Genomic DNA, 25,367 nt, shown 5'->3' on the forward strand with positions numbered 1-25,367 from the left:
CTGCGCAGGCGTTACCGACCTATTGCCCAGCCAAGCATATGTAAAAGGCACTGCAAACCGGGACGGGCACGGCAAAATGCCGGGTACACAGGCGCCCCTGTGTACCCGGCAGTGGTCCGGATCCACCCGCCGGCGGATCCGGAGGTCGCTTACGCCGCCAGCGGCGTCGCCTCGCGGCCGGCCTCGACGACGAGAGACTGCCCCTCGACCGAGACGACCACCAGGCCGCCTGACCTGAGGTCCGACGCAACGAACAGATCGGCGATCCGGTCGTCCAGCTCGCGCTGGATCACGCGCCGCATCGGCCGGGCTCCGTATTCGGGCTCGTAGCCGCGTTCGGCGATCCAGTCGACAGCCGCTTCGCTGACCTCCAGAGCGATGCCCTGGGACTTCAGTCGGGCTTCAGTCTGGTTCAGCATCAGCCGGACGATCCGGCGCAGCTGTGCCTGGTCCAGCTTGCGGAAAAGGACGATCTCGTCGATGCGGTTGAGGAACTCAGGCCGCATCGTCTCCCGCAGCCGGCCGAGCACCCGGTCCCGCAGCGCCTTCTCTGAGCCGAAGCCGTTGCCCTCGTCCGCCTTGGAGACAAAGCCCATCGCGCCGCTCTTGCTGGCCAGGAACTCGGAGCCGAGGTTGGAGGTCATGATGATCACCGTGTTGCGGAAGTCCACTATCCGGCCTTGTCCATCGGTCAACCGCCCGTCGTCGAGCACCTGGAGCAACAGGTTAAACACATCCGGGTGCGCCTTCTCCACTTCGTCGAGCAACACGACGGAGTACGGGTTACGACGGACGCGTTCGGTCAGCTGCCCGGCTTCGCCGTATCCAACATAGCCCGGAGGGGCTCCGACCAGCCGGCTTACAGTGTGCCGTTCGCCGAACTCGCTCATGTCAAAGCGCACCATCGCATTCTCGTCTCCGAACAATGACCCCGCCAGCGCCTTGGCGAGTTCTGTCTTGCCCACGCCCGTAGGGCCGAGGAACAGGAAGCTGCCGACAGGCCTGCCCGCATCCCCCATGCCGGTGCGGCTGCGGCGGACCGCTTTCGCGATCAGCGTCACGGCGTCGTCCTGTCCGACGATCCGCTGATGCAGTTCCTCCTCGAGCCTGGCCAATCGTTCCCGATCGTCTTCGGTGAGCCTGCTGGCCGGGATCCCGGTGGACCGGGAGATGATCCCGGCAATCTCCGCTTCGTTGACGACGGCCTGGACGCCGGCCGGCTCCGTGGCGTCGGGACGCGCAGCGGAGAGCTTCCCGTTTACTGTTTCGATCTCATCCCGCAGCCGCGAGGCCTCTTCATAGCGCTCCGCGGCGACGGCATCGTTCTTGGACTTTTCCAGGGTTGCGAGCTGCTCGTGAAGGACAGCCACGTCGGTCCGTGAGCCACGCTTGAGGCTCAGCCGCGCACCTGCCTGGTCGATGAGGTCGATGGCCTTGTCGGGCAGGAAACGGTCAGTCACGTAGCGTGCCGAGAGTTCGACGGCGGCACGGATCGCCTCGTCGGTGTAGCGGACGCCGTGGTGTTCCTCGTACCGTGCGCGCAGGCCGTCGAGGATCTGTACAGCGTCCTCGATGCTCGGCTCGCCCACCTGTACGGGCTGGAAGCGGCGTTCCAGCGCCGCATCCTTTTCCACCTGCCGGTATTCGTTCAGGGTGGTGGCGCCGACGAGATGAAGGTCTCCACGGGCCAGGCGCGGCTTGAGGATGTTTCCTGCGTCCATGCCGCCCTCCCCCGCGCCGCCGGCTCCGACGACCGTGTGGAGTTCGTCGATGAACAGGATGATCTCCCCGGCGCGTGAAGCGACCTCGTCCATCGCCTTGGTCAGGCGCTCCTCGAAGTCACCGCGGTACCGTGTTCCGGCCAACATGGCCGGCAGATCCAGTGCAATGACGCGCTTGCCGCGGAGCTGTTCGGGCACGGCGCCTGCGATGATTGCCTGGGCCAGCCCTTCGACGATCGCCGTCTTGCCCACGCCGGCTTCCCCGACCAGGACAGGGTTGTTCTTGGTGCGCCGGGCCAGGATCTCGATGGTCTGCTCGATCTCGGCGCTCCGGCCGATCACGGGATCCAGGCCGCCTTCGCCCGCACGTGCCGTCAGGTCGCTGCCGTAGGCGTCCAGGACAGGGGTCTCAGACGCGCCGGCGGCTGCCTGCGGCTGTGCGGGCCCTGCGCCAGCCGGCGCGGACCCAGGCAACGCGGACTGCCCCACTGGGCGGGACTGCAGGGACTCTGGCGTCACTCCAGCCGCTGCGAGCACCTGACCGGCCGGAGCCTCCAGGTTAACGACGAGTGCAAAGAACACGTGTTCAGGATCGATGTAGGTTGAGCCGAATGCCCTGGCAACCTGGTAGGCGTCGAGCAGGGCTCGTTGGGCCGACGACGTAAGGGCAAGTGTCTCCGCTCTGGCGGTTGCCTGTTCCGGGAGACGCTCCTCGGCCGCCGTGGCGATGGCAGCAGGCTCCGCCCCTGCGTGGCGGATGTAACCGGCGGCCGGTTCCCGCTCGGCGAGGACGCGCAGGACGTGCAGCGCGTCCACGTGGATGTGACCGTGCTTCGCGGCGAACTCCGCGGCGCTTGCCAGCGCCTCATGGGTGCGCCGGCTCAGCAGCCGGGTGATGTCCATAGGTTGCCCGAATCGGGCCCCGCGCTGGCCCTGCAAGTAGCGGGCAAGGAATTCGTCGAAGGAGCCGTTGTTGGACTCCGCCGGTCCGAAAGATGAAGCCATGAAACCTCCGTTGAAAAGTTGAGTGTACTTGACTCAACGTTGAGGAAATGTATTTATTCCCCGGGTCCAGCAGCGGTGAGGCGCGGCACCCGGGGAAGCGGGGCGCGCCGGGCCTGGATACCGCCTATGCTCAGCGTGCAACCGGAAGAGTCAACGCGGGACCTTGACTTCTGTGCTGGGCCTCGTCACTCTTTCGGCAGCAGGAGGGGCGCCCGCCCGCTCCTGAAGCCATGGAGGAAACAGATGATCCGTGCCAGGTCGCTGATGCGTTCCGCGACTTCCGGAAACCAAGTCACGCGCCTCGAGCTGTTCTTCGATCTGGTCTTTGTTTTCGCGCTATCGCAACTGTCCCATCATTTGATGGAGCATCCTTCTTGGCTGGGGGCTGGTGAGACACTTGTGCTTCTTGTTGGCGTCTATAAGGTGTGGGTTTACACCACCTGGGCGGCTACGCTGCTGGACACTTCGCGCTTGGAAGTCCAGTGGATGCTGTTGACCGTCATGCTTGTCTCACTGTTCATGAACGCCTCAACCGGCTCAGCGTTTGGCGCCTTCGGCTGGCTCTTTGCTGCGAGCTATCTCCTGGTCCAACTCGGCCGCGGTGCCTGGATGCTCACTGTCGGGCTTGACCCGGCCACTCACAACCACTTCGTGCGCACGCTGATCTGGGGGTGTATGAGCGGGCCTTTTTGGGTTGCCGGCGTCTTCTTCGACCCAGAACCCCGCTTGATGTTCTGGGGCGTGGCTGCGGCCATCGATCTGGCCGGCCATATGCTGGCGCACCGCTTGCCGGGCCGGAAAACCGAAGGCAGGCAGTTACCGCTCCCCGGAGAAAGAATCTTTGAGCGATTCGCGTTGTTCTACCTGATCGCACTCGGCGAAACAATCATTTCGACCGGCCTGGCCATAGCGGGCAACCTGGAGGACCCCTTGATCCTTTTGACCGGGACCGTAAGTCTGGCTGGAAGTGTCGCGATCTGGTGGTGCTACTTCCACGGCCTTGAGCGCGAAACTTTGGAAAAGCTTGCTTCTGAAGCTGATCAGTTCCGGCCCGGTATTCTGGCGGGCAACAGCTTGCTCGTGTTACTGGCGGGCCTGATCCTGGTGGCAGTCGGTGACCAGCTCGTGATCAGCGAGCCCGCGGCCCACCCTGGTTTCTCCACCATCCTGTTTCTGTATGGCGGACCGGCTCTTTTTCTTGCTGCCCGGGGCGTGTTTATTCGACGCGTGCTGGACCACCGCCGGCCACCGGACTTCGCCGGCATCGGAGCCCTGGCGGTCCTGGCAAGCCTGAGCGCTCTGCTCCCGGCCTTCGTGGCCGCTATGGGGGCCGTTCTTCCCCTCATCGGCGTGGCTGTTACCGACGCCGCGAACCGCCGCCGGCGAACGAAACAGGGAGTCTGATGACCGCGGAAGAGGGGTTCTCCATCGGCGACGAAACCCATCGACCTTGGTATCGTCGGAAGTGAAATTACCGTCAGCCTCCAGGGCGGGACCACCCCCACGACGAAGGACCCACTATGAAGCGCAGACGGCTTTCCCTCATCGGCCTCATTGCAGCTGCAGGACTGGCCTTGGCAGGGTGCGGGTCCTCGTCGACAGGTCCTGCCGGCTCTGCACCTGCTGGTGGCCAGGACACTTCCCTGAGCGACGTCAAAAGTTCCGGAGTACTTAAGATTGGCACCGAGGGAACCTACAAGCCCTTTTCGTTCCATGCCAACGGCAGCGGGGAACTAACCGGCTATGACGTTGAGATCATCAGCGCGGTAGGAGACAAGCTTGGGGTCAAGCCAACGTTCCAGGAAACACAGTTCGACGCCATCTTCGCCGGCCTCGAAGCGAAAAGGTTCGACGTCATTGCGAACCAGGTTTCAGTCACTGACGAACGGAAGGCAAAGTATGATTTCTCGACGCCGTACACGGTCAGCACGGGAGTTATTGTCACGAAGTCAGACAACACGAGCATCACGTCCTTTGACAGCCTGAAGGGCAAAACCACGGCGCAGTCATTGACGAGCAACTGGTACAAGCTGGCACAGCAGAGCGGCGCCAACGTGCAGGCGGTAGAGGGTTGGGCCCAGGCAATCACCCTGCTTAAGCAGGGGCGCGTGGATGCAACGATCAACGACAAACTGACGTATCTCGACCAGCAAAAAACCAACCCCGACCCAAGCATCAAAATCGCCGCGGAAACTTCAGATAAGTCGTTCAGCGCCTTCGCCATCCGCAAAGGCTCGACAAGCTTGACGGACGCGGTCAACAAGGCCTTGGGCGAGCTCCAGGCCGATGGCACGCTGCAGAAGATTTCCCAGAAGTACTTCGATGCTGACGTCACGAAGTAGCGGCACGGCCACAGGCGACGTCTGCTTTACACCATGACGGTCAACTGGGGCCTGGTGTGGGAGTCCCTGGGCCCGATCGTGAGCGGTGCTGTAACTGGCACCATTCCCCTGGCGTTGACGTCGTTTGCTCTCGGCCTGGTCCTGGCCCTGCTGGTCGCCCTGATGCGCATCAGCCGCAATTCCGTACTATCGGCAATCGCGCGCGGCTATATTTCAGTCATCCGCGGCACCCCGCTTTTAGTCCAGCTATTCGTCATTTTCTACGGCTTGCCGTCTGTCGGTGTGACCATCAGTCCGTGGCCCAGCGCGATCATCGCTTTCTCCCTGAATGTCGGGGGTTACGCTGCTGAGGTCATCCGCGCAGCCATCCTCTCCGTCCCGAAGGGCCAGTGGGAAGCTGCCTACACGATCGGAATGTCGCGGCACCAGTCGCTGGCCCGCGTCGTCCTGCCGCAGGCCGCCCGGGTCTCCGTTCCGCCGCTCTCAAACACCTTCATCAGCCTGGTGAAAGACACCTCCCTTGCCTCTCTGATTCTCGTGACTGAGCTGTTCCGACAGGCACAGCAGGTGGCCGCTTTCAGCCAGGAATTCATGCTCCTTTACGTCGAAGCAGCTGTCATCTACTGGATCATCTGCCTCGTCCTCTCCGGCGGCCAGTCAATCCTCGAGAAGCGATTGGACCGTTATGTCGCGCACTGAATCTGCCCCGTCGGGCACTCCGCTGCTGGCCGCCCGCGGGCTCCGTAAAGCCTTCGGTCAACACGAAGTACTCAAGTCCATCGACGTGAACGTCCGGCGCGGAGAAGTAGTCACACTGATCGGTCCGTCGGGTTCAGGAAAGACAACTGTCCTACGGTGCTTGGACGGTCTTGAGATCCCCGACGGCGGCGTCGTCGAGTTTCCAGGCGACCTCAGTATCGACTTTTCGGCTGAGGTGTCCAGAAAGCATCTGGCAGCACTGCGGGACCGGAGTGCAATGGTGTTTCAGCACTACAACCTCTTTCCACACATGACTGCACTGCAGAACATCATCGAAGGGCCGGTACAGGTACAGAAACGGCCAAAGGCCGAGGCCATAGCTGAAGCCCGGGAACTGCTGGCACGGGTTGGTCTGGCGGACAAGGAAAACAGCTATCCCTTCGAGCTTTCCGGCGGCCAGCAGCAACGTGTAGGCATCGTCAGGGCACTTGCCCTGCGGCCCAAACTTCTCCTCTTCGACGAGCCGACCTCCGCACTTGACCCGGAACTGGTAGGCGACGTCCTGACCGTCATCAAGGAGCTGGCCGACGACGGCTGGACCATGGTCGTGGTCACCCATGAACTGGCGTTCGCACGCGAAGTTGCAGATGAAGTCATCTTTATGGACGGCGGCGTCGTCGTGGAACGCGGCCATCCCGACACCGTGCTGCGCGACCCGCGCGAGGAACGTACCCGGCAATTCGTGGACCGGCTGCTGCACCCGTTCTAGCCGTCGTGATGCGCCTGCGACGGTGTCCGGCCACACCATGCGCGCCTCCCCCGGCCGTCGTCCCTATCTCCACCATCCTGTAGCGGGGCTGCCGTCAGGGAGGGCCATGGGGTTGGCAGCTTTTCGGCCCTTGGCTGCCTCTATTTGCCCTTGCTGCCCCTAGGATGAGCCTCATGACATCTGATGATGAGAAGGATCCTCCCGTACCCGCGGATCTTGTCGGCGCTCCGAAGCGTATCCACCACGATCAGGTCGCAGAAAAACATGAACAGTCCGACCACAAAGCCTCGAGGGACGAGCCGAACGACTGACTGGGAAGCGCGTCGCCTTTCAGGCTCCCGCTTCACGAAGGCTTGCAAGCCAGCCAGCTTGGCAGTGGCTTCTCCACCTGAGCTGGCGGGACAATACGCGGAAACAGCCTGGCGGCGACCATGGCCAGAACAGGCTCCTGCTCCGATCTGCCGGCCCCCGAGTGGCGGTGCTTGCTGCCGGTCACCATGGCCGGTCTTGTGGGTGATAAGGCTGTTAGGTATCCAGGGCGGCTGATCCGACCACCAAGAGGACCCCGAAAGCAGTTCCGGCTATTCCCCACATTCCGGCCCACTTGCCGGTCTTAGCTGTCGGCGCGACCTCTCGCGCGTATTCCGTCTGCCTGCGTACGGCGCCATGGCTCTCGGAAGCAGCGAAGGCCCCAACCACAAGCAGACCAACCCCGATGTTAGTGATCAACACACCAATGAGTACGGTGACAAGCGCCGTTTCCACGCGTTCTCCTTTCTTGCCCAGGTATTGCACCTGTGGATGGTTGCCGTGGACGTCTGTGCGGAATCCTCGTCCCGGTCGTGCCGGCCAGGGGTGATTACCGGTTTGCGGTGTGGGTCAGTCCGAGGTCGTCCTTGTTTTCGTCGCCGCGGGTTTTCAGCAAGCTGGCGACGGTCGCTATAACGATGGTGGCGGCGATGAACAGCAGCGAGAACCAGATGGGAATCTCCGGCACCCAGAGGAGCGGTTCCCCGCCGTTGATGAACGGGAGCTCGTTGACGTGCAGGGCGTGGAAGACGAGTTTCACACCGATAAAGGCAAGGATGACGGCCAGCCCCTGGGCGAGGTAAACGAGGCGCTCGAGCAGTCCTCCGATGAGGAAAAACAACTGGCGCAGACCCATCAGCGCGAACGCGTTGGCGGTGAAGACGATGTAGGCCTCGTTGGTCAGGCCGTAAATCGCGGGGATGGAGTCGACGGCGAAGATCAGGTCCACGAAACCGATCGCAACGATCGTAAGCAGCATCGGCGTGACGAAACGCCTCCCACCCTGCATCACGGTGAGTCTGTCCTGGTGATACTCGTTAGTGACAGGCAGGACCCGGCGCACGAGTGTCATGAATTTCCCGTCAGCCGGGCTGGACTCGTGACTGCTGAACGCTTGCCGGTAGGCCAGGATGAGGAGCAGTGCGCCGAAGATGTAGAAGACCCAGGAGAAGTTTTGGATCAGGGTCGCGCCGATGGCAATAAACCCGCCCCGGAGGATCAGGGCGATGATGATCCCGATCATCAGGACCTTCTGCTGGTACTTTTTCGGTACTGCGAAGCCGGCCATCACGATGAGGAAGACGAACAGGTTGTCGATCGACAGTGCCTTCTCGGTGAGGTACCCGGCGAAGTACTCGCCGCCGAACGTCCATCCCGACACCGTGCCGATCCCCACTCCAAACAGCAATGCGAGTCCGATGTAGAACGCCGACCAGCGGGCCGACTCCGCAATGGACGGCTCGTGGGGTTTGCGCACGTGGGCGAAGAACTCGTAGACGAAGAACAGGATCGTCACGGTAATCGTGATGAGCCAGATGAGGGGTGTGACCTGCATGAGGATGCTCCCAAGGGGTAGGCGTTGAACAGATACGCCAAGGTCTCCTCCGCCCCGATGACACCGGAACCGTCGACCCGGGATGCTTCAGTGCATCCGTAATGACGGGTCGATCACAGACGGGAGTACTCCCCTTGATAGGTCAATCATAGCCGAGCCTAAAACTCCGGCCTAACCCGGAACATGCCGCCCGCATTGGTTAGGCTGGCCGAATGGAACTCGCATTCGAGCTGACACCGGATCTGGCCATCGCATTCGTGACCCTGTTCATCCTGGAGATCGTGCTCGGGGTGGACAACGTCATCTTCATCTCCATCCTGGCAAGCAAGCTGCCCGTCGAGCAGCAGGCCAGGGCCCGCAACCTCGGGTTAACGCTCGGGATGCTGATGCGGATCATCCTGTTGTTCGCGGCCTCTTGGATAATCTCGCTGACAAACAACATCTTCGAACTCTTCGGCATGGGCTTCTCCGGCCGCGACATGATCCTGCTGTTCGGCGGCCTGTTCCTGGTCTACAAGGCGGTCAAGGAGATCCACGAGAAACTTGAGGGCAGCGAATCCCATGGATCGGGCAATGTGAAGGCTGCAACGTTCGGGGCAATCCTCGGGCAAATTGTCATCCTGGACATGGTCTTCTCCTTCGACTCGGTGATCACCGCCGTCGGAATGGTGGACAACCTGCTCATCATCATCGTGGCTGTGCTGTCCTCCTTCACCATCATGCTGTTTTCCGCCAAGCACATCTTTGCGTTCGTCAACCGGCACCCCACCGTCAAGATGCTCGCGCTGGCCTTCCTGGTCCTGATCGGCGTATTCCTCATCGCCGACGCATTCGAAGTGAAGATCGATAAGGCGCTCATCTACGGCCCGATGGCCTTCGCCATCGCGGTGGAAGCACTGAACCTGGCGGCCAAGCGACGGCAGGAAAAACGTATGGGAAAGCCCATCGACCCTGTCCATCTGCGCCATGCCTATACAAAAGCCGATGACCACGACGCCATCGCAGCCGCAACAGCCCATGGGCCGGAAGCGGGCGCGGTCCACCTGTCCCGCAAACCGGTCACCGGCCGAATCGCTGAGGACGACGGACACCAGGAACCTGCCGGGCTAGGGTGACCAAGGGGCTGTGCCGGCTCCACCGAATTCGAGGCCTGCCTGCACGGTCTGCCCCGCCCGACATTGTGTAGGTGTGGTATCCACGGCCCCAGTCGTCGAGATGAAGCGGGTAGCACGCCGACGGCGCCGGCCTTGGCCAGCGCCGCCTGCGTTCTGTTCTTGAAGCTACCTGCCGCCCTCGATCTTGCGGGTGCGCTGTTCAACTGCCATGGGCCCGTAGGGATAGACCCCGACGCGCGGCTGGCTGGCCTGGGTCAGCCGCGCAGTTTCGTCTGGCGTCAGCTCCAGGTCCGCCGCCGCCAGGTTATCGGCCAATTGCCCGGTGGTGCGGGCGCCGAGAATTACGGACGTAACTGCTGGCCGGTCTGCCAACCAGGCCAGGGCCACTTGTGACGCGCTCACCCCGTGGTCAGCGGCAATCTTTTCCACGATTCCGATAACCTCCCAGGTGCGGGGATCGTCGTTGCGGGCCTGCCACGCTTCCATGCCACGCTTCGGATTCTCACCGAGCCGGGTGGCCCCGGCAGGCGGCTCGTCACGCTTGTACTTGCCGGAGAGCCAGCCGCCGCCCAAAGGCGACCAAGGGAGCAATCCGATGCCGGCATCCAAGGAAGCCGGGACGATCTCCGACTCGATCTCACGGACCAGCAGGCTGTACTGCGGCTGCAGGCTCACCGGGACGCTCCAGCCGTGGGCCTTGGCCAGGTGGACCGCCTTAGTGAGCTGCCAGGCCAAGAAGTTGGAGAACCCGTAGTAGGCGATCTTGCCGTTACTGACCGCGTCATGCAGGAAGCGGAGCGTCTCCTCCAGCGGCGTGATGGGATCCCAGGCATGCATCTGGTAAAGGTCGATCTGCTCCACCCCCAGGCGCCGGAGGGAATCATCCAGGGCCCGCGTGAGGTGCCGCCGGGACGTGCCGACGTCGTTCGGGGCCGCCCCCATGGGGAAGCGGCCTTTGGTGGCCAGTACCACCCGGTCCTTGGCATCGGGCCTTCCGGCCAGCCAGCGTCCGATGATCTCCTCCGATACGCCGGCGCTGTACACGTCAGCGGTGTCGATGAAGTTGCCGCCCGCGGCGACGTAGCTATCCAGAATGGCGTGGGACGTTTCCTCGGTAGCTTCGGCCCCGAACGTCATGGTCCCGAGCGCGTAGTTCGATACCACGGCGCCGCTGTTGCCCAGTGTGCGGTACTGCATGTTTACTCCCTAGTTCTCGGTGGGGCTGGTCTTGCCGGGGTGGTAGGCCCGCCAGCTGTGTTCGGGGTCGAAGCCAAGCACCCGCCGGGCCTTGTCGATGGAGAGCATGGTCTCGTGCTCGCCCAGTTCCTTGGTGACCTTGACGTCGGGAAAGACCTCGGCGGCGAGGCTGGCGCTGGACCGGCTCATCACGGTGTCGGCGTTGGCGATGATGTACGCCTCGAACCCGGGCCGGCCATTCTCCATCGCGCGGGCCACGGCCTGGGCCCCGTCCCGGCCGTCGATGTAGCCCCAGAGGTTCCACTTGCGCAGCATGGGGTCAACATCGAAGGCTGGGAACTTTGCATAGTCTTCCGGGTCCATGACGTTGGAGAACCGCAGGGCGGAGATGCTCAGTTCCGGGTCCCAGCGGGTCAGCTCCACCGCCATCTGCTCCTCGAGGTGCTTCACCAGGGAGTAGGTGCTTTCCGGCCGGGCCGGGTATTCCTCGTCCACGGGGATGTAGGGCGGGTCGACGTCGAACGCACAGGCAAAGGCAGGGCACGATGGGCCACACGATGGAAGCCGGCACTGAACGCCTTCGCCATCAGCTTCGACGGAAGAATCAACTAAATGCCAACCCTAGATCCACCGAAAATCGGACAGTCCCCGCCGGCACGGTTGGTGGCAATGATCTCCCGGAAGATCTCGAGCAGGGCTTCTTCATTGACGGGGTCGCCCTCGTAGAAGGAAATCATCCGGCCGGTTTTGTTGCCATGCCCGCCGGTGATGATGTGGTGCGGGTCCGGGGTTAGGCCGCCGTCGTACAGGAAGACGTTGACATGGTCCTTCGCGGCGAGCAGCGCACAGATGTTGCCCTGCAGAGCAAAGTAAGGCTGGACGGTGCGCTTGATGGTTTCCTCGACGGCGGGATCGGCGGCGTGAACCAGGTCCCGCACCTGCTGACAGATGGCCTGCTGCCACGGCGGGAGGGGGCTGATGTATTGGTCCACGCGGGGGTCTTTTTCGTAGCTCATGGATGAACTCCTTCGATAGGGCTGTTGCCGGCCCGGCGCTGCTCCTAGGGTGGGAGCCATGGCTGATTCTTTTGCATCCCTCGTGGAAACTTTCAAGAACGTCGGCGTCTCCAGGGCCTATGGTTCCCCGGTTCAGCTGGGAGGGGAAGAGGTCATTCCCGTCGCGCTCGTATCCTTCGGGTTTGGCGGCGGCGGTGAGGCGGGGCAGGAGGGTGCCTCCGGCGGCGGGGGTGGTGGCATGGTCCTGCCGCTGGGCGTCTACCGCAACGTGGGCGGGCAGGTGGCGTTCCGGCCGAACACCGTGGTGGCCCTGGTGTGCCTGGTTCCCGTGATCTCGGCTGTCGGAGTGGCGGTCCGGAAGGCGATCCGCGCCGCCAAGGCATAGGCCGGGCCGAGACGCTGGAAGGCGAGGCCGCAACGGGAAGCTGCGTCCCGCCGTCGTACGTCACTGGCCGTCGTACGTTACTTCAGGGCTAAGATGACGGCATGGGCGCCGTTGACGATTCCCTCGCCGCTATGGATGAGGCGGACCGCGGCTGCCTGGAGCGGGTTATTGCCCTGGCGCGCGAGATGGCGCCGGACGCCGTCGAGGGCATGAGCTATGGGATGCCCGCCCTGAAGCTGGACGGCAAACCATTGATCGGTGTGGTGGCTGCGGCCAAACACCTCTCCATCTTCCCGTTCTCGCCCGCAGTGGTGGACGCCGTTGCGCCAGACCTCGAGGGATACTCGCTGTCCAAAGGCACGGTCCGGTTCACACCGGACCATCCCGTTCCCGATGACGTGGTGGCGGAGATGGTCCGGCTGCGGATGGCGGAGATCCGGAAGTAGCGCCTGGAGCTGTGCCGGGTCCAGCGGGAGGGGAGTGATGGGCTGGTCATTCGCCGTGAGATCGATGGCGAAGTCCTTGGCGAACACCAGCCTGGTTTCCTTGTAGATGCCCGCGTGGGTCTCGTCGGGCTCAAAGACTCGCGCGCCGTGGAGCCGGTTCCGGCCGGTCGTTGCCTCTCTGCACTTTGCGCGCCACGCGCCCGGCCGCCGTCCCTGTGAGGATAGGGAACCCCGGCGTCCGGGGTCCTAACGTACGGTGAACACCACATGCGGCAATGGATGTGCGGGGTCTCAATCCACGCCGCGCCCGGTGGGCTCCCGGATCACGTTCAGCTGACTGTGAGACCATCCGGTATGGGTGAAAACAGCGAAGAGTTGGACAGCGCCGTCCCTTCCACTGGCGCGATTGAGCACGTGCGGGAACCGGTGAACACGCCTCCCGCGGCCGAACAGGGGCGGTCCGTTGGGGATCGCCGCCGGGATGCAGAAGCGAAACTCGAGCAGCACCTGCGCGAGGCCCGCGACAAGGAAACGGAAGCCGACGGGGAACAGTAAGTACCCCACCTGGGTCCTACGCGGGTCGGGCAGGCAAGACATCAGCGCTGGTGCGCACGGAAGCGAAGAGGCGGTACGCATGAAATCGAACGAACTGCTGCTGGATGCCTTTGGCAGGATCCGGGAGACCGTGGAGCGCACCCTTGAGGGGCTCGACGACGGGTCCTTGGCGCTGAGGCCGGAGGGCACCGGCAACTCAATAGCCTGGCTCATCTGGCACCTGGCAAGGGTTGAAGATGCCCAGGTGTCGGACGTTGCAGGGCTGGAACAGGTCTGGTCCGCGCAGGATTTTGTGGGCCGCTTCGGGCTGCCGCTCCGGCCACGGGACACCGGTTATGGGCACTCCACTGATCAGGTGGACGCCGTCCGGGCCCCCGCGGAACTCCTGCGGGACTACTACGACGCCGTCCAACGCCAGACAGTCGGCTATCTGCAGGGCCTCAGCGATGAGGATCTGGACCGCGTCGTCGACACCCGTTGGGACCCACCGGTCACCCTCGGCGTACGGCTGGTCAGCACCATTGCGGACTGCCTCCAACATGTGGGGCAGGCCGCCTATGTGAAAGGCCTCACGCCGGAGCAGGGGCAGTAGATTCCCTATTTCGCCCGCCGCGATTCGGTTCCATAATGGCCACATAAGCTTCGGGGACCCCTCGCGCCGGTGATGGCTGGCGGGGCGTCGAAGAGTCCCAGGTGACCGGCCCACTCGGCGGACGGACGGCCACGCGGCCCGGACATTGACGTTCCGGACCGACACCGGGGGAGAGCATCGCCACACAGCCACAAAAACGATGCACAAAAGGAAATCATCATGCTCAAGGACTCAGCAATCATGGCCGTCCTTCCTGCCAAGGACATCAGCAGGGCCAAAGAGTATTACCGGGACAAGCTGGGGCTTGAATCCTCGGAGTCCATGGAGGAGGACAGCGTGCTGTACCGCTGCGGCGGCGGTACGTCCTTCTTGGTGTACCAGACGGACAACGCGGGCTCGGCCAAAAATACCCAGATGGGCTGGGAAGTGGACGACCTCGAGAAGGAGATGGCTGACCTCCGGGGCCGCGGCGTGACGTTCGAAGAATACGACATGCCCGGGCTGAAGACGGAGAACGGCGTGGCCACCAGTGAGTGGGGGAAGGCTGCCTGGTTCCTGGACAGCGAGGGCAACATCCTTAATCTGGCCCAGCGCACCTAACTGTGGGTTGTAAGCCCGCGCGAGCATGGAGCCCGCACGGGCTTACCTATCTGTTGAAGGTGGGGTGGAAACTGCGGAGAGTACGACGGCGGCACCGGCCGCCGGGCTTTGCCCGCCTTTCGCGGGATCTACTTTGATTCCGCAATCCTCCTGCAATTTGTTATGTCCCTGCCTGCCTTTGCGACCCCGGACCATCAAGACTGGATCAAGACAAGATCAAAGTTCCCGCAGCTTCGTCCAAGTTTGGCTTTCAGGCATTTCCCAGGAAATAGGCTCGCAGCAGTAACAACAGCGGCTGAAGCAAAGGGCCCGGCAATTGCCGGGCCCTTTTTCATTGGGGGAGAACTTGTTGAATTACGGCGCGCCGCGGGGAGGTTCCTACCGTGGACGGGGGACGGGAGCAAAGCGGCGACGGAAATCGGGGGCCGTCGCACTTAGTGTCTCCTTGGCACTTTTTGTCGCCGGTGCCGTTGCCTTGCCCCGGGCGTTTTCCGCGGACCTGGAGGCAGCCGCGTCAGCGAGCACGGCTGCGGCCGCACCAGCCCAAGCGAGCCCGACCGCGGAAGCCGCGCCGGCGCCGTCGTCCGCTCCTGCCGTCACGGAGACGGCTGAACTACTCAATCCTGAGACTCCGGACGCTATGGCCCAACAGGCCGCGGCGGCGCCGAACGCGCAGGCTGATGTCGTCACCAAAGCGCTTGACCTGCTGGCCAGTCTTCCCATCAAGGGCAGGGCACCCAAGACAGGGTATGACCGGGCGCTGTTCGGGTAGGCGTGGCTGGACGTTGATCGCAACGGCTGCGACACCCGGAACGACATCCTCAGCCGCGACCTGACGGGGGTCACTTACATCAACAGCGTTCCCTGCAAGGTGCAGACCGGGACGCTGGCCGACCCGTACACGGGCAGCAACATCAGCTTCGTCAGGGGGAACGGGACCAGCACTGCGGTGCAGATCGACCACGTTGTTGCGCTCAGCGACGCCTGGCAGAAGGGCGCGCAGCAGCTGACCCCGGAGCAGCGGACGGCGTTCGCCAACGATCCGCTGAACCTGCAGGCAACAGACGGCCCCACCAACCAGAAAAAGGGCGACGCCGACGCCGCCACCTGGCTGCCGCCGAACAAGGGGTTCAGGTGCGAGTACGTCGCGCGGCAGATTTCGGTGAAGGCAACCTACCGCCTGTGGGTTACCCGGGCGGAGCACGACGCGATGTCGAACATCCTCGCGGGGTGCACCGGGCAGCCGGCACCGACGAGCCGGCACGCAGCTGCAGCGTCGACACCGGCTGGGTCAACCCCGGCGCCGGTTGCTGCTGCCACTGCTCCTATACCCGTAGCTGTGGCGCCGCCAATACCGTCCGCTGTGGCACCGGTTCCAGTTGTCCCTGCTCCGGCGGCGCCCGCAGCTGTTTTCTACGCGAACTGCGCGGCGGCAAGAGCCGCCGGTGCGGCGCCGATCCTGGCCGGACAGGCCGGTTACCAGGCAAGCCTCGACCGCGACATGGACGGCATCGCCTGCGAAAGCTGACCCATTGTTTTGGGGCCTATCCGCCCCGTCCGCATCACCAACAACGAACATTCCTAGGGGGAATACATGAAAAAGACGCTGACATTAGTTGTCCTGGCCGGCCTGATGCTGACCGGCTGCGGCGGCAAGCAGGCGGCCGTACAGCCGACAGAAACTGCAACTGCAGTTGCCGCGGTTGCAGAAGTGGTGGCAGCTCCGGGCGTGATAGGCCTGACCCTGGACAAAGCCACGGATCAGCTGGAAGATCTTGGATTCACCGTCGAGGCCAAGGACAGCGTCGACGGCAAATCGATCGTGGTCAAGAAGAACTGGCAGGTCGTGTCACAGGACCCAACGGACGGCACCAAGGCGGAAAAGGGCGCAACCGTGCACCTTGGCGTCAAGTCCCTGGAGAAGCTGGCGGAGGAAAAGGCTGCCGCTGAGAAGGCGGCGGCTGAAAAAGTCGCCGCGGAGAAGGCCGCCGCCGACGCCGCTGCTGCGGCCAAAGCTGCGGCCGACAAGGCTGCCGCGGACAAGGCTGCAGCAGACGCTGCTGCTGCTCAACAGGCTGCTGCGCAAGCCGCCCAGCAGGCAGCAAAGGCTGTACCCGTCCCCGTCCCCGCCCCCGCTGTGCCAGTTGTGCCAGCTCCCGCTGCGCCCGCTCCGGCGGCTGCCTACTACCAGAACTGTGATGCAGTCAGAGCAGCCGGCGCGGCTCCGCTGTATGCGGGACAGCCTGGTTTCCGCGCGGCACTCGACCGCAACAACAATGGTGTTGCCTGCGAGTAGTCACGCCGCATAAAAGAAGGCCGTGGGTACCTTCCATTCGAAGGCATCCACGGCTTTTCTGCCTCTGGCGGGTTTACGACGTTCAGTGCGAGGTCAGTTCACGCATCAGTCCGAGCTGTGTCAAGAACTCAACCTGGTCGAAGTAGAAGTGGTGAGTGGTGATCTCGCCGTTCTCGACCGTGGCGACGTCGCAGCTGTGGACGCGCAGCTGCCTGCCGGTGGGCTGAAGGGTTTCGCCGGTGGGCATTCGCATCGGCCCGGTGTTGGTTCCGACGACGATGCCCTCATCGATGGCCACGTCCCCCGCCTCATACCGTCCCGTCTGGTCGTACCGGACGTCCGGCATGGCTTCCCAGAATTCCATCAGGTAGCCGGCGATGGCGTCGCGCCCGCGGAGCTCGCCCTTGTCAGGGGTGTAAGCGACGGCGTCGGTGGCGTAACTGCGTGCGAGTGTCTCTTTGTCTTTTGCTTCCATGGCCCGGTTTAAGCGATCCATGACTTCGCGTGCCTGTCCCATTGTGGACCTCCAATTTTGGGCGGCCTCACGGAAGCGGAGGCCGCTTCGTGGGTTGGCTTCGGCTGCTTGCTGGAGCCAATTAAATTCCACGCCCACCCCGGATGGGTGTCAATGTACCCGGCTCCCCTCCCTTCAGACACCAAGTGCGCCTTGTAGCGCGCGGTTGATGGCACGCGCGGAGTAGGCGTGCGCGGCGACGTATCGGTTTGCAGCCTCGCCTCCTCCACGGCTGCCCGCAGCTCCTCCTGGGTGCGTGGTGGGTCAGCCTGCGCCCAAGCGGTCAGGGGCAGGAGTCACACGGATCCGGGCGACCCGCAGCCTGTCCATCGCGGTGACGGTGAGCAGGTGTCCGGCCACCTCCACGCTCTCGCCAACACGGGGAAGGTGGCCCAGCCGGTCAATCACAAAACCCGCCACCGTCTCGTAGTGCCCCTCAGGCAGATCTATTCCGGAAACCGAGGCGAACTCCTGAAGTATCAGCCCGCCGTCGACGTCCAAGGAACCGTTGGCCTTGGTGACCCGGTCCTCGGGGTCCGCTCCGGCGTCGTACTCGTCGTAAATCTCACCCACAAGCTCCTCGACGAGGTCCTCCAGCGTGACGATCCCGTCCGTGCCGCCGTATTCGTCCACCACCAGCGCGATGTGCTGGCCCAGCCGGCGCATGCGTGACAGGGACGGCAGCACCCTGTTGGTTCCCGGCAGCGGGAGGATCTCACGGACGATGCCGCGCACCAGGCCTTCGTCATAGTTGCCGTCCCGCGGCATGAGGTCACGCACGTGGATGAAGCCGAGGACGTCGTCGGGCGTTTTGTCGATGACGGGATAGCGCGAGTACGGCCCGTCCCGCACCATGCCTCGGGCCGCCGCGATGGTGAGGTTGCCGTTGATGAACGTCACGTCGGTACGCGGGCGCATCACCTCCCGCAGCGAACGGTCGCCCGCGCCGAAGACGTCCGAGAGGATGTTGCGGCTGTGTTCCTCAAGCGCCTCGCTCTCGGCCACCATGTCCCAGAGTTCTTCCGAGGTGATGCTCTCCTGCTTGGCATTCGGGTCGCCGCCGAAGACCCTGACGACGGCGTCCGTGGAGACGGACAGCAGCCAGACGGCGGGGCGCATGATTTCGGAGAGCACAGCCAGGGGAGGGGCCAGGACTTTGGTGAAGCTGACTGCGTTCTGCATGGCCAGGCGCTTCGGTACCAGTTCGCCGAGGACCAGGGAGAGGTACGCCACCAGCAGGGTCATGCCGATGAAGGCGGCGGGTTCGGCCGCGGCACCGAAGCCGATGCCTTCCAGGAGGGGTTTGATGTCCGGTGCGATGGTGGACGCGCCATACGCCGCCGAGAAGAAGCCGGACAGCGTGACACCGATCTGGACGGTGGAGAGGAACCGGTTGGGGTTGCCGGCCAGCGCCGCGATCCGGGCGCCGCGTTTGCCGGATTTCTCCATCCGGCGCACTTGGCTCTCGCGGAGGGACACCAGAGCCATTTCAGTGCCGGCGAACACCCCGCCGAGCAGCACAAAAAAGAGGACCAACAGGAAATTGACGAGTGTGTCGGTGTCCATGATCAGACACTACCGAAATGGCGGTGGCTCCGCCGGTTTGTCGGGCAGCATCCGTGACCGATTTGTGTGCCCGTTACGACGCGCTGGCCGCCTCAGCGTCCCGGGCCCGGATCTGTTCGCGCAGGATGTCTGCGTGTCCGCAGTGCTGGGCCAGTTCCCGCAGCATGTGAAGGTACACCCAGCGCAGCGGAAGCGGGCCCCGCCGGTTGCCGAGGACCAGGTCGTCGAGGCCCAACGGGGCGGCGGCCGTCCGCGACGCCGCGCAGGCTTCGAGGTGGGCGTTCCGGACGGACTCGATCGTGTCGCCGTCCTCCAGGATGAAGGACTCGTCCGGCGACGCGGGGATGCCGATCTCGCTGCGCGGCCGGCAGCTGATGGCTTCGTCGAACCAGACTTTTTCCACGAAGGTGGCATGCTTCACCAGCCCCAGCAAGGTGGTGCGGGACGGAACAAGCCGACGGCGGGCCTGCTCCTCCGTCAGCCCGGCCAGGCATTCGCTGAGCGCGGCGCGGTGCTGGTCCAGGAATACTTCGAACTGGACCCGGGCAGGTTCGTTGATGACGTCGTCGACCGAGCGGGGGAGGGGTGCCATAGCCCGACCCTAGCAAAGCAGGTGCCAGCGGCTGGTTCACGTTCGTATCCAGCCTGGTTCCTCCGGTCAGGAACGCCAGGCGGTGACGAAGCCGCCGCGGGAGTGGTCGGTTGGTCGCTGCGGCGCCGGTTCGACGCGGCCAGCGGCGTCAACAGGCCTCAGTGACAGTGTGCGGCCGTACCTTTCGCAGAGGTCTTGGACGGTGTGTCCGGTGCAGCGCCAGCCCGCCGCCGTCAGCAGTTCCTCAGGGTTCGGTGGATCAGCCCGTGCCAGGAGTTGGCTCATCGGCAAGCCGGTCTGCAGGCTGAACTCGCGCAGCTTGGCTTCAAAGTCTTCGGTTTTGGGCAGCGGCACGGCACGCTCGATCACCGCCCGGGAGCCGGGCGCGGACAACGCCAGAACTTCCGTGAGCACCGCCAGTTGTGCGGCGGAATCGAGGTAGGGGAGCAGGCCTTCGAGGACCCAGGTGGTGGGCTTGCCGGGGTCGAAACCGAGAGCCAGGAGAAGGGCGCGCCACGGCTCGGACAGGTCGGCGGCAAGGGTGATCAGCTCGCACGACGGCGGGGACGAAAGTCGAGCCAGCACGTCGGCTTTGAAGTCCAGCACGTTGGCGTGGTCGATTTCAAAGACGCGGCTGCCGGCTGGCCACGACAGCCGGTGGGTACGGGTGTCGAGTCCTGCTCCGAGCACCACCGTCTGTCCGGTAGCAGGCGCTGACTCAAGGAAGTCGTCAATGAACCTGGTCCGCACGCCGATGTAGATGGAGGCGAGGAGGAGAGGCTGCTGTAAAGGTGACACGGCCTCCGGGTTTGGAGGCCACGCCGTCGGGAAGTCCACGTGGGAGTGCGCCGCCTCCACGAGCGCGGCAGCGAACGGATCCCGTACGAGCGGATCGGGTCGGGAGGTTTCGACGGCACGGCCGGCAGCCACGGCCAGCGCGGTCAGCGAAACCCCCTGGTCCTCGAACTCTGCCATTGGTGTGCCCCTCCCGCGCCTGGTGGATTCTCCTGGACGGAGCCTACCCCCGGGAACTGACACTGTGGCCGTTGGGCCGCGGAGCGACCATGTGGCCGATCTGGCTCTGGTAAAGGCTGCTCGCCACGAAGGCGATCAGGCAAGGTCCAGCACGGCGAAGATCCCGGCGGTGACAACATAGGAGAGCAGCCATTTCCTGGTTCGTCACCCATACAACACCGTTCCCGCTCCGAAGACTCAGTGAACAGGGCTAATTGGATGGCAGGCCGTGAAAGGACCTCACCACATGAACGAGAAGAGCCGGAAGGCGCTCATCAGTGTCCCCCTTGCCGTGGTGGCGGGGGTGCTCATTGCCCTCGCCGGGAGCCAGGGCGGTTCCACGATCGGCGGCGTCCCGGTGTTCGCGCTGGGGGTGGCTGCAGCGTTTGTGATCCAGTGGCTGGTGTTCATCCCGTCCTTCAAGGAGCAGACGGAAAAGTTCTACGACCTCACCGGCGCCCTGACCTACATCACCATCACGGTGTTCCTGGTGCTGGCCAGCCCCGGAGTGGACGCGCGGGGGCTGCTGCTGGCGGCGATGGTGGTGCTGTGGGCTGTCCGGCTGGGCAGCTACCTGTTCCAGCGCGTCATGAAGCACGGCAAGGACGACCGCTTCGATGAGCTCAAGACGGACGTTGCCCGGTTCCTGAACACCTGGACCCTGCAGGGCCTGTGGGTGGTGCTTACCGCGGCACTGGCGTGGGTGGCCATCACCTCGGACAAGAAAGTGGGCCTGGACGGGTTCTTCTGGGTGGGCCTGCTGGTGTGGGCGCTGGGCATCACCGTGGAGACTGTGGCGGACGTCCAGAAGACCCGCTTCAAGGCCGATCCCGTCAACAAGGGCCGTTTCATCAACACCGGCCTGTGGTCCAGGTCCCGGCACCCCAACTACTTCGGCGAGATCACGCTCTGGGTGGGTGTGGCCATCATCGCCCTGCCGGTACTTCAGGGCTGGCAGTGGGCGGCCCTGGTGTCTCCCGTGTTCGTGGCCCTGCTGCTGATCAAGGGCAGCGGCGTGCCGCCCCTGGAGGAGAAGGCGGACAGGAAGTGGGGCGGCCAGCCCGAGTATGAGGCCTACAAGAAGAACACGCCGGTGCTGGTCCCGAAGCTCTCGTAGCGGGCTGGGTGATCAGGCGTACGACGGCGGCACCCGGGTTGGGTGCCGTCGTTTGTGTTTGGTGGGTTCCGGATGGCCCGCACCGCCTAAGCGCCCGGGACCCTTCCGGACGTCCCCGCTACCAGGATATTTGGGTGCACGGCTTCGAAACCGTCCTTGACGAGCGCGGAGGAGTCATAGCCGTCCGGGACCAGGACAACGGAGGCAACACCGTTCCTGGCGGTCCTGACAATCTCCTTGCCGGGACCCGACTGGTCGCTGCACCCGGTGAACCAGAGTTCGGGCCGGTTATCCGGATAGCCTGTCACGCACGTGTACGCGGAATTGTCAGCCTGCGCCACAAAGTACCGGATGCCGTCCTTGGCGGCCAGGAGCCGGGTAGTGTGCTGTTCTCCCATCACGGCAGGGATCTGAGCGGGGAGGACATCCTCGGCGGTCGCTTCGCGATCGAGTGCACTGATTCGTGCCGGAGTTGGGGCACACGCGCTGAGCGACAGCGCTGTGGCGATAGACAAGATGGCGGCGGTAATCCGGGAGGTTCGTTTCATAGCGCTGTCCCCTTCAGGCTTTGGTCCCTTGACCCTATCGGAGCCGCCGGGCCGGGATACCAGGGGCGCGCAGCCGAGTCGGGGTTCGCCGGGCTGCACGCACCTGGTCCGGGAGGGAACCTACCTCTTCACCGCATAAGCCTTGGGCAGCTTCAGTCCGCGTTCCTCCATGAGGGTGCGCAGGCGGGTGGGGTAATCAGTGATGATGCCGTCCACGCCCAGGTCCATCAGGCGCTCCATGTCGGCGGTGGTGTTCACGGTCCACGGGATGACGGGCAGGCCCAGCTCGTGGGCTTCGGCGATCATCGCAGGGGTGACGGAGGCGAACGTGGGGGAGACGACGTCGTACCCCTGGGCTGCTGCCGCCTTGGCAAGGGAACCTTCGTAGTCGTCGATATCGATACCGCCCAGGTTGGGGCTCTTGCCGGGCTTGTCCACACCCATCCAGGCGTCCCCGCTGGAGAGCGCCACCAGCGTGAGGCCGGGAGCGATCTCCTTGGTGAGGTTCAGCGAGGACCAGTCGAACGACTGCAGGGTAGTCCGGTCCGCCATGCCGGAGGCCTCGATCTCGGCCACCACGGCGCGGGTGAGCGACTCCATGCCGGCGCCGCCGATCTCGCTGTCGTTCACCTTGGTCTCCACATTGAAACGGACCTTCGCGGCGCCCGCATCGCGGACCAGCTGGTAGACATCCCTGAGCTCGGCGATCCGGTTGCCCTCGATCACGTCCTGCTCCGGGTAGCCGGGCAGCTGCGTGAAGCCGCAGTTGAGCGTTTTGACCTGCGCCAGGGTCAGGTCTGCCACGCGGGCGCCCACGTACGGGAATTGGGGGTCGCCGGCGGTGGCGGGCGCGGTGTCGGCGCACTTGTTGGCCTGGATGGTGTCGTCATGCCACACCACCACCTTGCCGTCCTCGGTCAGGTGCGTGTCCAGCTCCAGCGTGGTCACGCCCAGGGCCAGGGAGTTGCTGAACGCGGCCAGGGACTCCTCGGTCCACTCGCCGCGGCCGCCGCGGTGGCTCTGCAGATCGAAGGAGCCGTTGCGCTCGTTCACCTTCAGAGCGGACGTGGCGGCTCCGGCAGCGTTCGACGACGGCGCGCCGGCATCGTTCTGCGGGCTTGCGACGGCGGGGCTCGCCATGGCGGCGATCAGGGCGGCGGCTGCCGCGGCGTTCAGGACTTGGCGCATGGGTGGTTCCTCCTGGAATGACGGGGCCGGCTGGTGGCCGGTGACCCGTCAACGCTAGGGAGGCCAGGTTGCGGGAGGGGTGCGCAAAGTTGGAGCGGAGGTTAACGTGGGGTTGTCCTGCCGGCTTCCAGCCGCCGTATACTCCGAAGATGCCAATCACGCACCTCGACCGAGGCACCCGCGCTCAGCCGTCCGCCCCCAAACAGGACGGAGGCACCCTGTGAGCGGCGGTCTCGTTGCCCTGCTGGATGACGTCGCGGCGCTGGCCCGGATAGCGGCCGCCTCGGTGGATGACGTTGCTGCCGGCGCCGCCAAGGCGAGTGCCAAGGCCGCCGGTGTGGTGATCGACGACGCCGCGGTGACCCCGCAGTACGTCTCCGGGGCGGATCCGTCCCGGGAACTGCCGATGATCAAGAAGATCTTCTGGGGCTCGCTCCGGAACAAGCTGCTGATCATCCTGCCGGCGCTGCTGCTCATCAGCACTTTCGTGCCCTGGGCCATCCCGTTCATCCTGATGCTGGGCGGCACCTACCTCTGCTTCGAAGGCGCCGAGAAGGTCTGGCACAAGCTCCGCGGCCACCACGAGGCCAATGAAGACTCGCCCGCGGTGGACCGTGGCCCCGAGGCGGAGGGAAGGGTGGTCAAGGGCGCCATCACCACCGACTTCATCCTGTCCTGCGAAATCATGGTCATCTCCATGAACGAGGTGGCCGCGGAGTCCCTGTGGGTCCGGGCGTTCATCCTGGTGGTCGTGGCCCTCGTGATCACGGTGGCTGTCTACGGTGCCGTGGGCCTCATCGTCAAAATGGACGACGTCGGCCTGCACCTGACCACCAAAAACTCCGCGGGCTCGAAGCGCTTCGGCGAGCTGCTCGTCAGGGGGATGCCCGCCGTGCTGGCCGCGATCACCCTGATCGGCACCATCGCCATGCTCTGGGTTGGTGGCCACATCATGCTGCAGGGTGCCTACGACCTCGGCTGGCACGCGCCTTATGACCTGGTCCATGTCCTTGAGCACCCGTTCGCGGTAATCCCGGTGGTGGGCGGCCTCCTGGCCTGGCTCGTGAACACCCTGTGCTCGGCCATCGTGGGCCTCGCCTGGGGCCTCGTTGTTATGGCCATCCTGCACCCGGTGCTGAAAGCGCTGCCGTTCGGCAAGGGCAAAGGCAAGGGGAAGGGCGGCCACGAGGAGGGCGACGTCCGCGCCGCACTCGGCGGCCACCACGCCACGAAGCACGACGGCGATCCCGCGCCTTAATTTGTACCTGGCGGTCAGCCCGTAGGGCCAGGCCCGTCGAATACTGCCGCATTGCTGCTCTGGGGCACCACCACGTGGATGGCGTTGCGTTGGACGGTGAAGTCGGTGGGGGTGATCGCCGCGATCTCGCCGTCGAGGTTTACCGGTAGCGTCGGCTCGGTGACCAGCCGGACCTGGCGGCTGGTCAGGTGGTAAACCCGGTCATGTTTGATGAAGCTGCCGTCCTTCAGCAGCCGGGCGATGCTCACGTGCTCCCGGAGCGGCCCGGCCAGGATGGCGTAGATGTCCAGGGTGTGGTCATCGATCCCGGCCGTGGGGGAGACCGTGTTGCCGCCGCCGTAGTGCCGGCCATTCCCGACGGCGACCTGCAGCAGGCCTTCGAGTTCCAGCGGCTCGTGGTCCCCTTCCGGGAACTCGAGGCGGGCGCGGAACGGCTTGTGCCGGGCATAGGCCATAACAGTGGCGATGCTGTAGGCCAACGGCCCGACATACCGCTTCAGTCGCGGGCTGAGGGCCTCGGTGACCCCCACCGACAAACCAACCGACGCGACGTTCAGGAAGGGCTGGCCGTTCGCCCGGCCGAGGTCGATGTCCACCACCTTCCCGTCCGCGATGGCAGCGCACGCAGCGGCGAGGTCGTTCGGTATCTCCAGGGTGCGGGCGAAGTCGTTGGCCGTGCCCAGCGGAAGGACACCCAGCACGATGCTGGTGCCGGCAACCCGGCCGGCGGCGTAAGCCACGGTGCCGTCGCCGCCACCCACCACCAGCAGGTCGTGTCCGTCGGCAATCACACCATCGAGTGTTTGGGACAGCTCCGCCCCGGACAGGACACGGTGCACCGCGGAGATCGGCACACCGGCACGCCGCGTGGCGTCCACGGCAAGCTCATGCGCCGCGGCCCCTCGGCGGGAGCCGGCATTGATCACAACGGCAGCGGAGCGGGCCTTGCGGGCATCCTTCATGGGGGC

26 protein-coding genes and 1 pseudogene are annotated in these 25,367 nt (G+C 64.5%); 15 read left to right on the plus strand and 12 right to left on the minus strand.

The genetic code is table 11. From position 1 onward, the window contains the following. Nucleotides 1-149: 149 nt before the first annotated feature. Nucleotides 150-2,726, minus strand: coding sequence for an ATP-dependent Clp protease ATP-binding subunit (locus BACI348_RS05595; protein ID WP_159824319.1), 2,577 nt, complete (start codon nt 2,724-2,726; stop codon nt 150-152). A gap of 243 nt (nt 2,727-2,969) precedes the next feature. Here BACI348_RS05595 and BACI348_RS05600 point away from each other — a divergent pair, with 243 nt between their 5' ends. The 4 genes from BACI348_RS05600 (at nt 2,970) to BACI348_RS05615 (ending at nt 6,536) form a co-directional block, all read left to right on the plus strand. Further along, complete coding sequence (locus tag BACI348_RS05600) at nt 2,970-4,130, plus strand: low temperature requirement protein A (RefSeq protein WP_159824320.1); 1,161 nt, start codon at nt 2,970-2,972, stop codon at nt 4,128-4,130. 116 nt (nt 4,131-4,246) lie between these two features. Then, a complete protein-coding gene (locus BACI348_RS05605; protein ID WP_159824321.1) occupies nt 4,247-5,068 on the plus strand; it encodes an amino acid ABC transporter substrate-binding protein in 822 nt (273 codons plus the stop codon). Between the two features lie 33 nt (nt 5,069-5,101). Further along, nucleotides 5,102-5,767 (plus strand): amino acid ABC transporter permease, encoded by a 666-nt coding sequence (locus tag BACI348_RS05610; RefSeq protein ID WP_159824322.1) that lies wholly within the window; start codon nt 5,102-5,104, stop codon nt 5,765-5,767. After that, nucleotides 5,754-6,536: an amino acid ABC transporter ATP-binding protein gene (locus BACI348_RS05615; RefSeq protein WP_159824323.1), complete on the plus strand. Its 783-nt coding sequence runs from the start codon at nt 5,754-5,756 to the stop codon at nt 6,534-6,536. The genes BACI348_RS05610 and BACI348_RS05615 overlap by 14 nt, the downstream gene beginning before the upstream one ends. Before the next feature lie 859 nt (nt 6,537-7,395). Here the strand turns inward: BACI348_RS05615 and BACI348_RS05620 are convergent. Further along, nucleotides 7,396-8,400, minus strand: coding sequence for a TerC family protein (locus BACI348_RS05620; protein ID WP_159824324.1), 1,005 nt, complete (start codon nt 8,398-8,400; stop codon nt 7,396-7,398). A gap of 212 nt (nt 8,401-8,612) precedes the next feature. Between BACI348_RS05620 and BACI348_RS05625 the strand changes: the two genes are divergently transcribed. After that, nucleotides 8,613-9,515: a TerC family protein gene (locus tag BACI348_RS05625; protein WP_159824325.1), complete on the plus strand. Its 903-nt coding sequence runs from the start codon at nt 8,613-8,615 to the stop codon at nt 9,513-9,515. Between the two features lie 165 nt (nt 9,516-9,680). On the opposite strand, the gene BACI348_RS05630 is transcribed toward BACI348_RS05625, so the two are convergent. The 3 genes and pseudogenes from BACI348_RS05630 to BACI348_RS05640 form a co-directional block, all read right to left on the minus strand. Further along, nucleotides 9,681-10,712: an aldo/keto reductase gene (locus BACI348_RS05630; RefSeq protein WP_159824326.1), complete on the minus strand. Its 1,032-nt coding sequence runs from the start codon at nt 10,710-10,712 to the stop codon at nt 9,681-9,683. A 9-nt stretch (nt 10,713-10,721) separates the two neighbouring features. Beyond that, nucleotides 10,722-11,234: pseudogene (locus tag BACI348_RS05635) on the minus strand (NAD-dependent epimerase/dehydratase family protein); the annotation flags it as partial. Between the two features lie 86 nt (nt 11,235-11,320). Continuing rightward, nucleotides 11,321-11,728 carry a DUF1801 domain-containing protein gene (locus BACI348_RS05640; RefSeq protein ID WP_159824328.1) on the minus strand — a complete coding sequence of 136 codons (408 nt, stop codon included), beginning with the start codon at nt 11,726-11,728 and terminating at the stop codon, nt 11,321-11,323. 58 nt (nt 11,729-11,786) lie between these two features. On the opposite strand from BACI348_RS05640, the gene BACI348_RS05645 reads away from it, so the two are divergent. The 8 genes from BACI348_RS05645 (at nt 11,787) to BACI348_RS05675 (ending at nt 16,602) form a co-directional block, all read left to right on the plus strand. After that, nucleotides 11,787-12,113 (plus strand): hypothetical protein, encoded by a 327-nt coding sequence (locus BACI348_RS05645; RefSeq protein WP_159824329.1) that lies wholly within the window; start codon nt 11,787-11,789, stop codon nt 12,111-12,113. 101 nt (nt 12,114-12,214) lie between these two features. Beyond that, nucleotides 12,215-12,559, plus strand: coding sequence for an iron chaperone (locus BACI348_RS05650; RefSeq protein ID WP_159824330.1), 345 nt, complete (start codon nt 12,215-12,217; stop codon nt 12,557-12,559). A 354-nt stretch (nt 12,560-12,913) separates the two neighbouring features. Continuing rightward, a complete protein-coding gene (locus BACI348_RS05655; protein WP_236557451.1) occupies nt 12,914-13,114 on the plus strand; it encodes a hypothetical protein in 201 nt (66 codons plus the stop codon). Between the two features lie 79 nt (nt 13,115-13,193). Continuing rightward, the gene (locus BACI348_RS05660; RefSeq protein ID WP_159824331.1) at nt 13,194-13,706 is read left to right on the plus strand and encodes a mycothiol transferase; all 513 of its coding nucleotides are present in this window, start codon (nt 13,194-13,196) and stop codon (nt 13,704-13,706) included. Nucleotides 13,707-13,925: 219 nt separating this feature from the next. After that, complete coding sequence (locus BACI348_RS05665) at nt 13,926-14,306, plus strand: VOC family protein (protein ID WP_159824332.1); 381 nt, start codon at nt 13,926-13,928, stop codon at nt 14,304-14,306. Between the two features lie 445 nt (nt 14,307-14,751). Beyond that, entirely contained in the window at nt 14,752-15,078 is a 327-nt protein-coding gene (locus tag BACI348_RS20610) for a hypothetical protein (RefSeq protein ID WP_236557454.1), read from the plus strand. A gap of 6 nt (nt 15,079-15,084) precedes the next feature. Then, nucleotides 15,085-15,834, plus strand: a complete 750-nt coding sequence (locus tag BACI348_RS20615; RefSeq protein ID WP_442858522.1) for a GmrSD restriction endonuclease domain-containing protein — start codon at nt 15,085-15,087, stop codon at nt 15,832-15,834. A 66-nt stretch (nt 15,835-15,900) separates the two neighbouring features. Then, complete coding sequence (locus BACI348_RS05675) at nt 15,901-16,602, plus strand: excalibur calcium-binding domain-containing protein (RefSeq protein ID WP_159824333.1); 702 nt, start codon at nt 15,901-15,903, stop codon at nt 16,600-16,602. An 82-nt stretch (nt 16,603-16,684) separates the two neighbouring features. On the opposite strand, the gene BACI348_RS05680 is transcribed toward BACI348_RS05675, so the two are convergent. The 4 genes from BACI348_RS05680 to BACI348_RS05695 all read right to left on the minus strand — a co-directional run bounded on the left by BACI348_RS05680 (nt 16,685) and on the right by BACI348_RS05695 (nt 20,249). Further along, nucleotides 16,685-17,119 carry a nuclear transport factor 2 family protein gene (locus BACI348_RS05680; protein ID WP_159824334.1) on the minus strand — a complete coding sequence of 145 codons (435 nt, stop codon included), beginning with the start codon at nt 17,117-17,119 and terminating at the stop codon, nt 16,685-16,687. 261 nt (nt 17,120-17,380) lie between these two features. Continuing rightward, complete coding sequence (locus BACI348_RS05685; protein WP_159824335.1) at nt 17,381-18,682, minus strand: hemolysin family protein; 1,302 nt, start codon at nt 18,680-18,682, stop codon at nt 17,381-17,383. A gap of 73 nt (nt 18,683-18,755) precedes the next feature. After that, on the minus strand, nt 18,756-19,274 hold the full coding sequence (locus BACI348_RS05690; protein ID WP_159824336.1) for a DinB family protein: 519 nt from the start codon (nt 19,272-19,274) through the stop codon (nt 18,756-18,758). Nucleotides 19,275-19,340: 66 nt separating this feature from the next. After that, entirely contained in the window at nt 19,341-20,249 is a 909-nt protein-coding gene (locus BACI348_RS05695) for an SAM-dependent methyltransferase (protein WP_159824337.1), read from the minus strand. Nucleotides 20,250-20,535: 286 nt separating this feature from the next. Between BACI348_RS05695 and BACI348_RS05700 the strand changes: the two genes are divergently transcribed. Beyond that, on the plus strand, nt 20,536-21,405 hold the full coding sequence (locus BACI348_RS05700; protein WP_159824338.1) for a DUF1295 domain-containing protein: 870 nt from the start codon (nt 20,536-20,538) through the stop codon (nt 21,403-21,405). A gap of 86 nt (nt 21,406-21,491) precedes the next feature. Here the strand turns inward: BACI348_RS05700 and BACI348_RS05705 are convergent, their stop codons facing one another. Together BACI348_RS05705 and BACI348_RS05710 are read right to left on the minus strand one after the other, a co-directional pair. Continuing rightward, the gene (locus BACI348_RS05705; protein ID WP_159824339.1) at nt 21,492-21,953 is read right to left on the minus strand and encodes a hypothetical protein; all 462 of its coding nucleotides are present in this window, start codon (nt 21,951-21,953) and stop codon (nt 21,492-21,494) included. Between the two features lie 120 nt (nt 21,954-22,073). Further along, entirely contained in the window at nt 22,074-23,141 is a 1,068-nt protein-coding gene (locus tag BACI348_RS05710) for a glycerophosphodiester phosphodiesterase family protein (RefSeq protein ID WP_159824340.1), read from the minus strand. A gap of 220 nt (nt 23,142-23,361) precedes the next feature. Between BACI348_RS05710 and BACI348_RS05715 the strand changes: the two genes are divergently transcribed. Next, nucleotides 23,362-24,399 (plus strand): DUF808 domain-containing protein, encoded by a 1,038-nt coding sequence (locus BACI348_RS05715; protein ID WP_159824341.1) that lies wholly within the window; start codon nt 23,362-23,364, stop codon nt 24,397-24,399. A 14-nt stretch (nt 24,400-24,413) separates the two neighbouring features. Here BACI348_RS05715 and BACI348_RS05720 read toward each other — a convergent pair whose 3' ends face one another. Next, a complete protein-coding gene (locus BACI348_RS05720; RefSeq protein ID WP_159824342.1) occupies nt 24,414-25,361 on the minus strand; it encodes a lipid kinase in 948 nt (315 codons plus the stop codon). Between the last annotated feature and the right edge of the window lie 6 nt (nt 25,362-25,367).

The organism is Arthrobacter sp. 9AX (genome assembly GCF_902506095.1).
Lineage (GTDB): Bacteria > Actinomycetota > Actinomycetes > Actinomycetales > Micrococcaceae > Arthrobacter.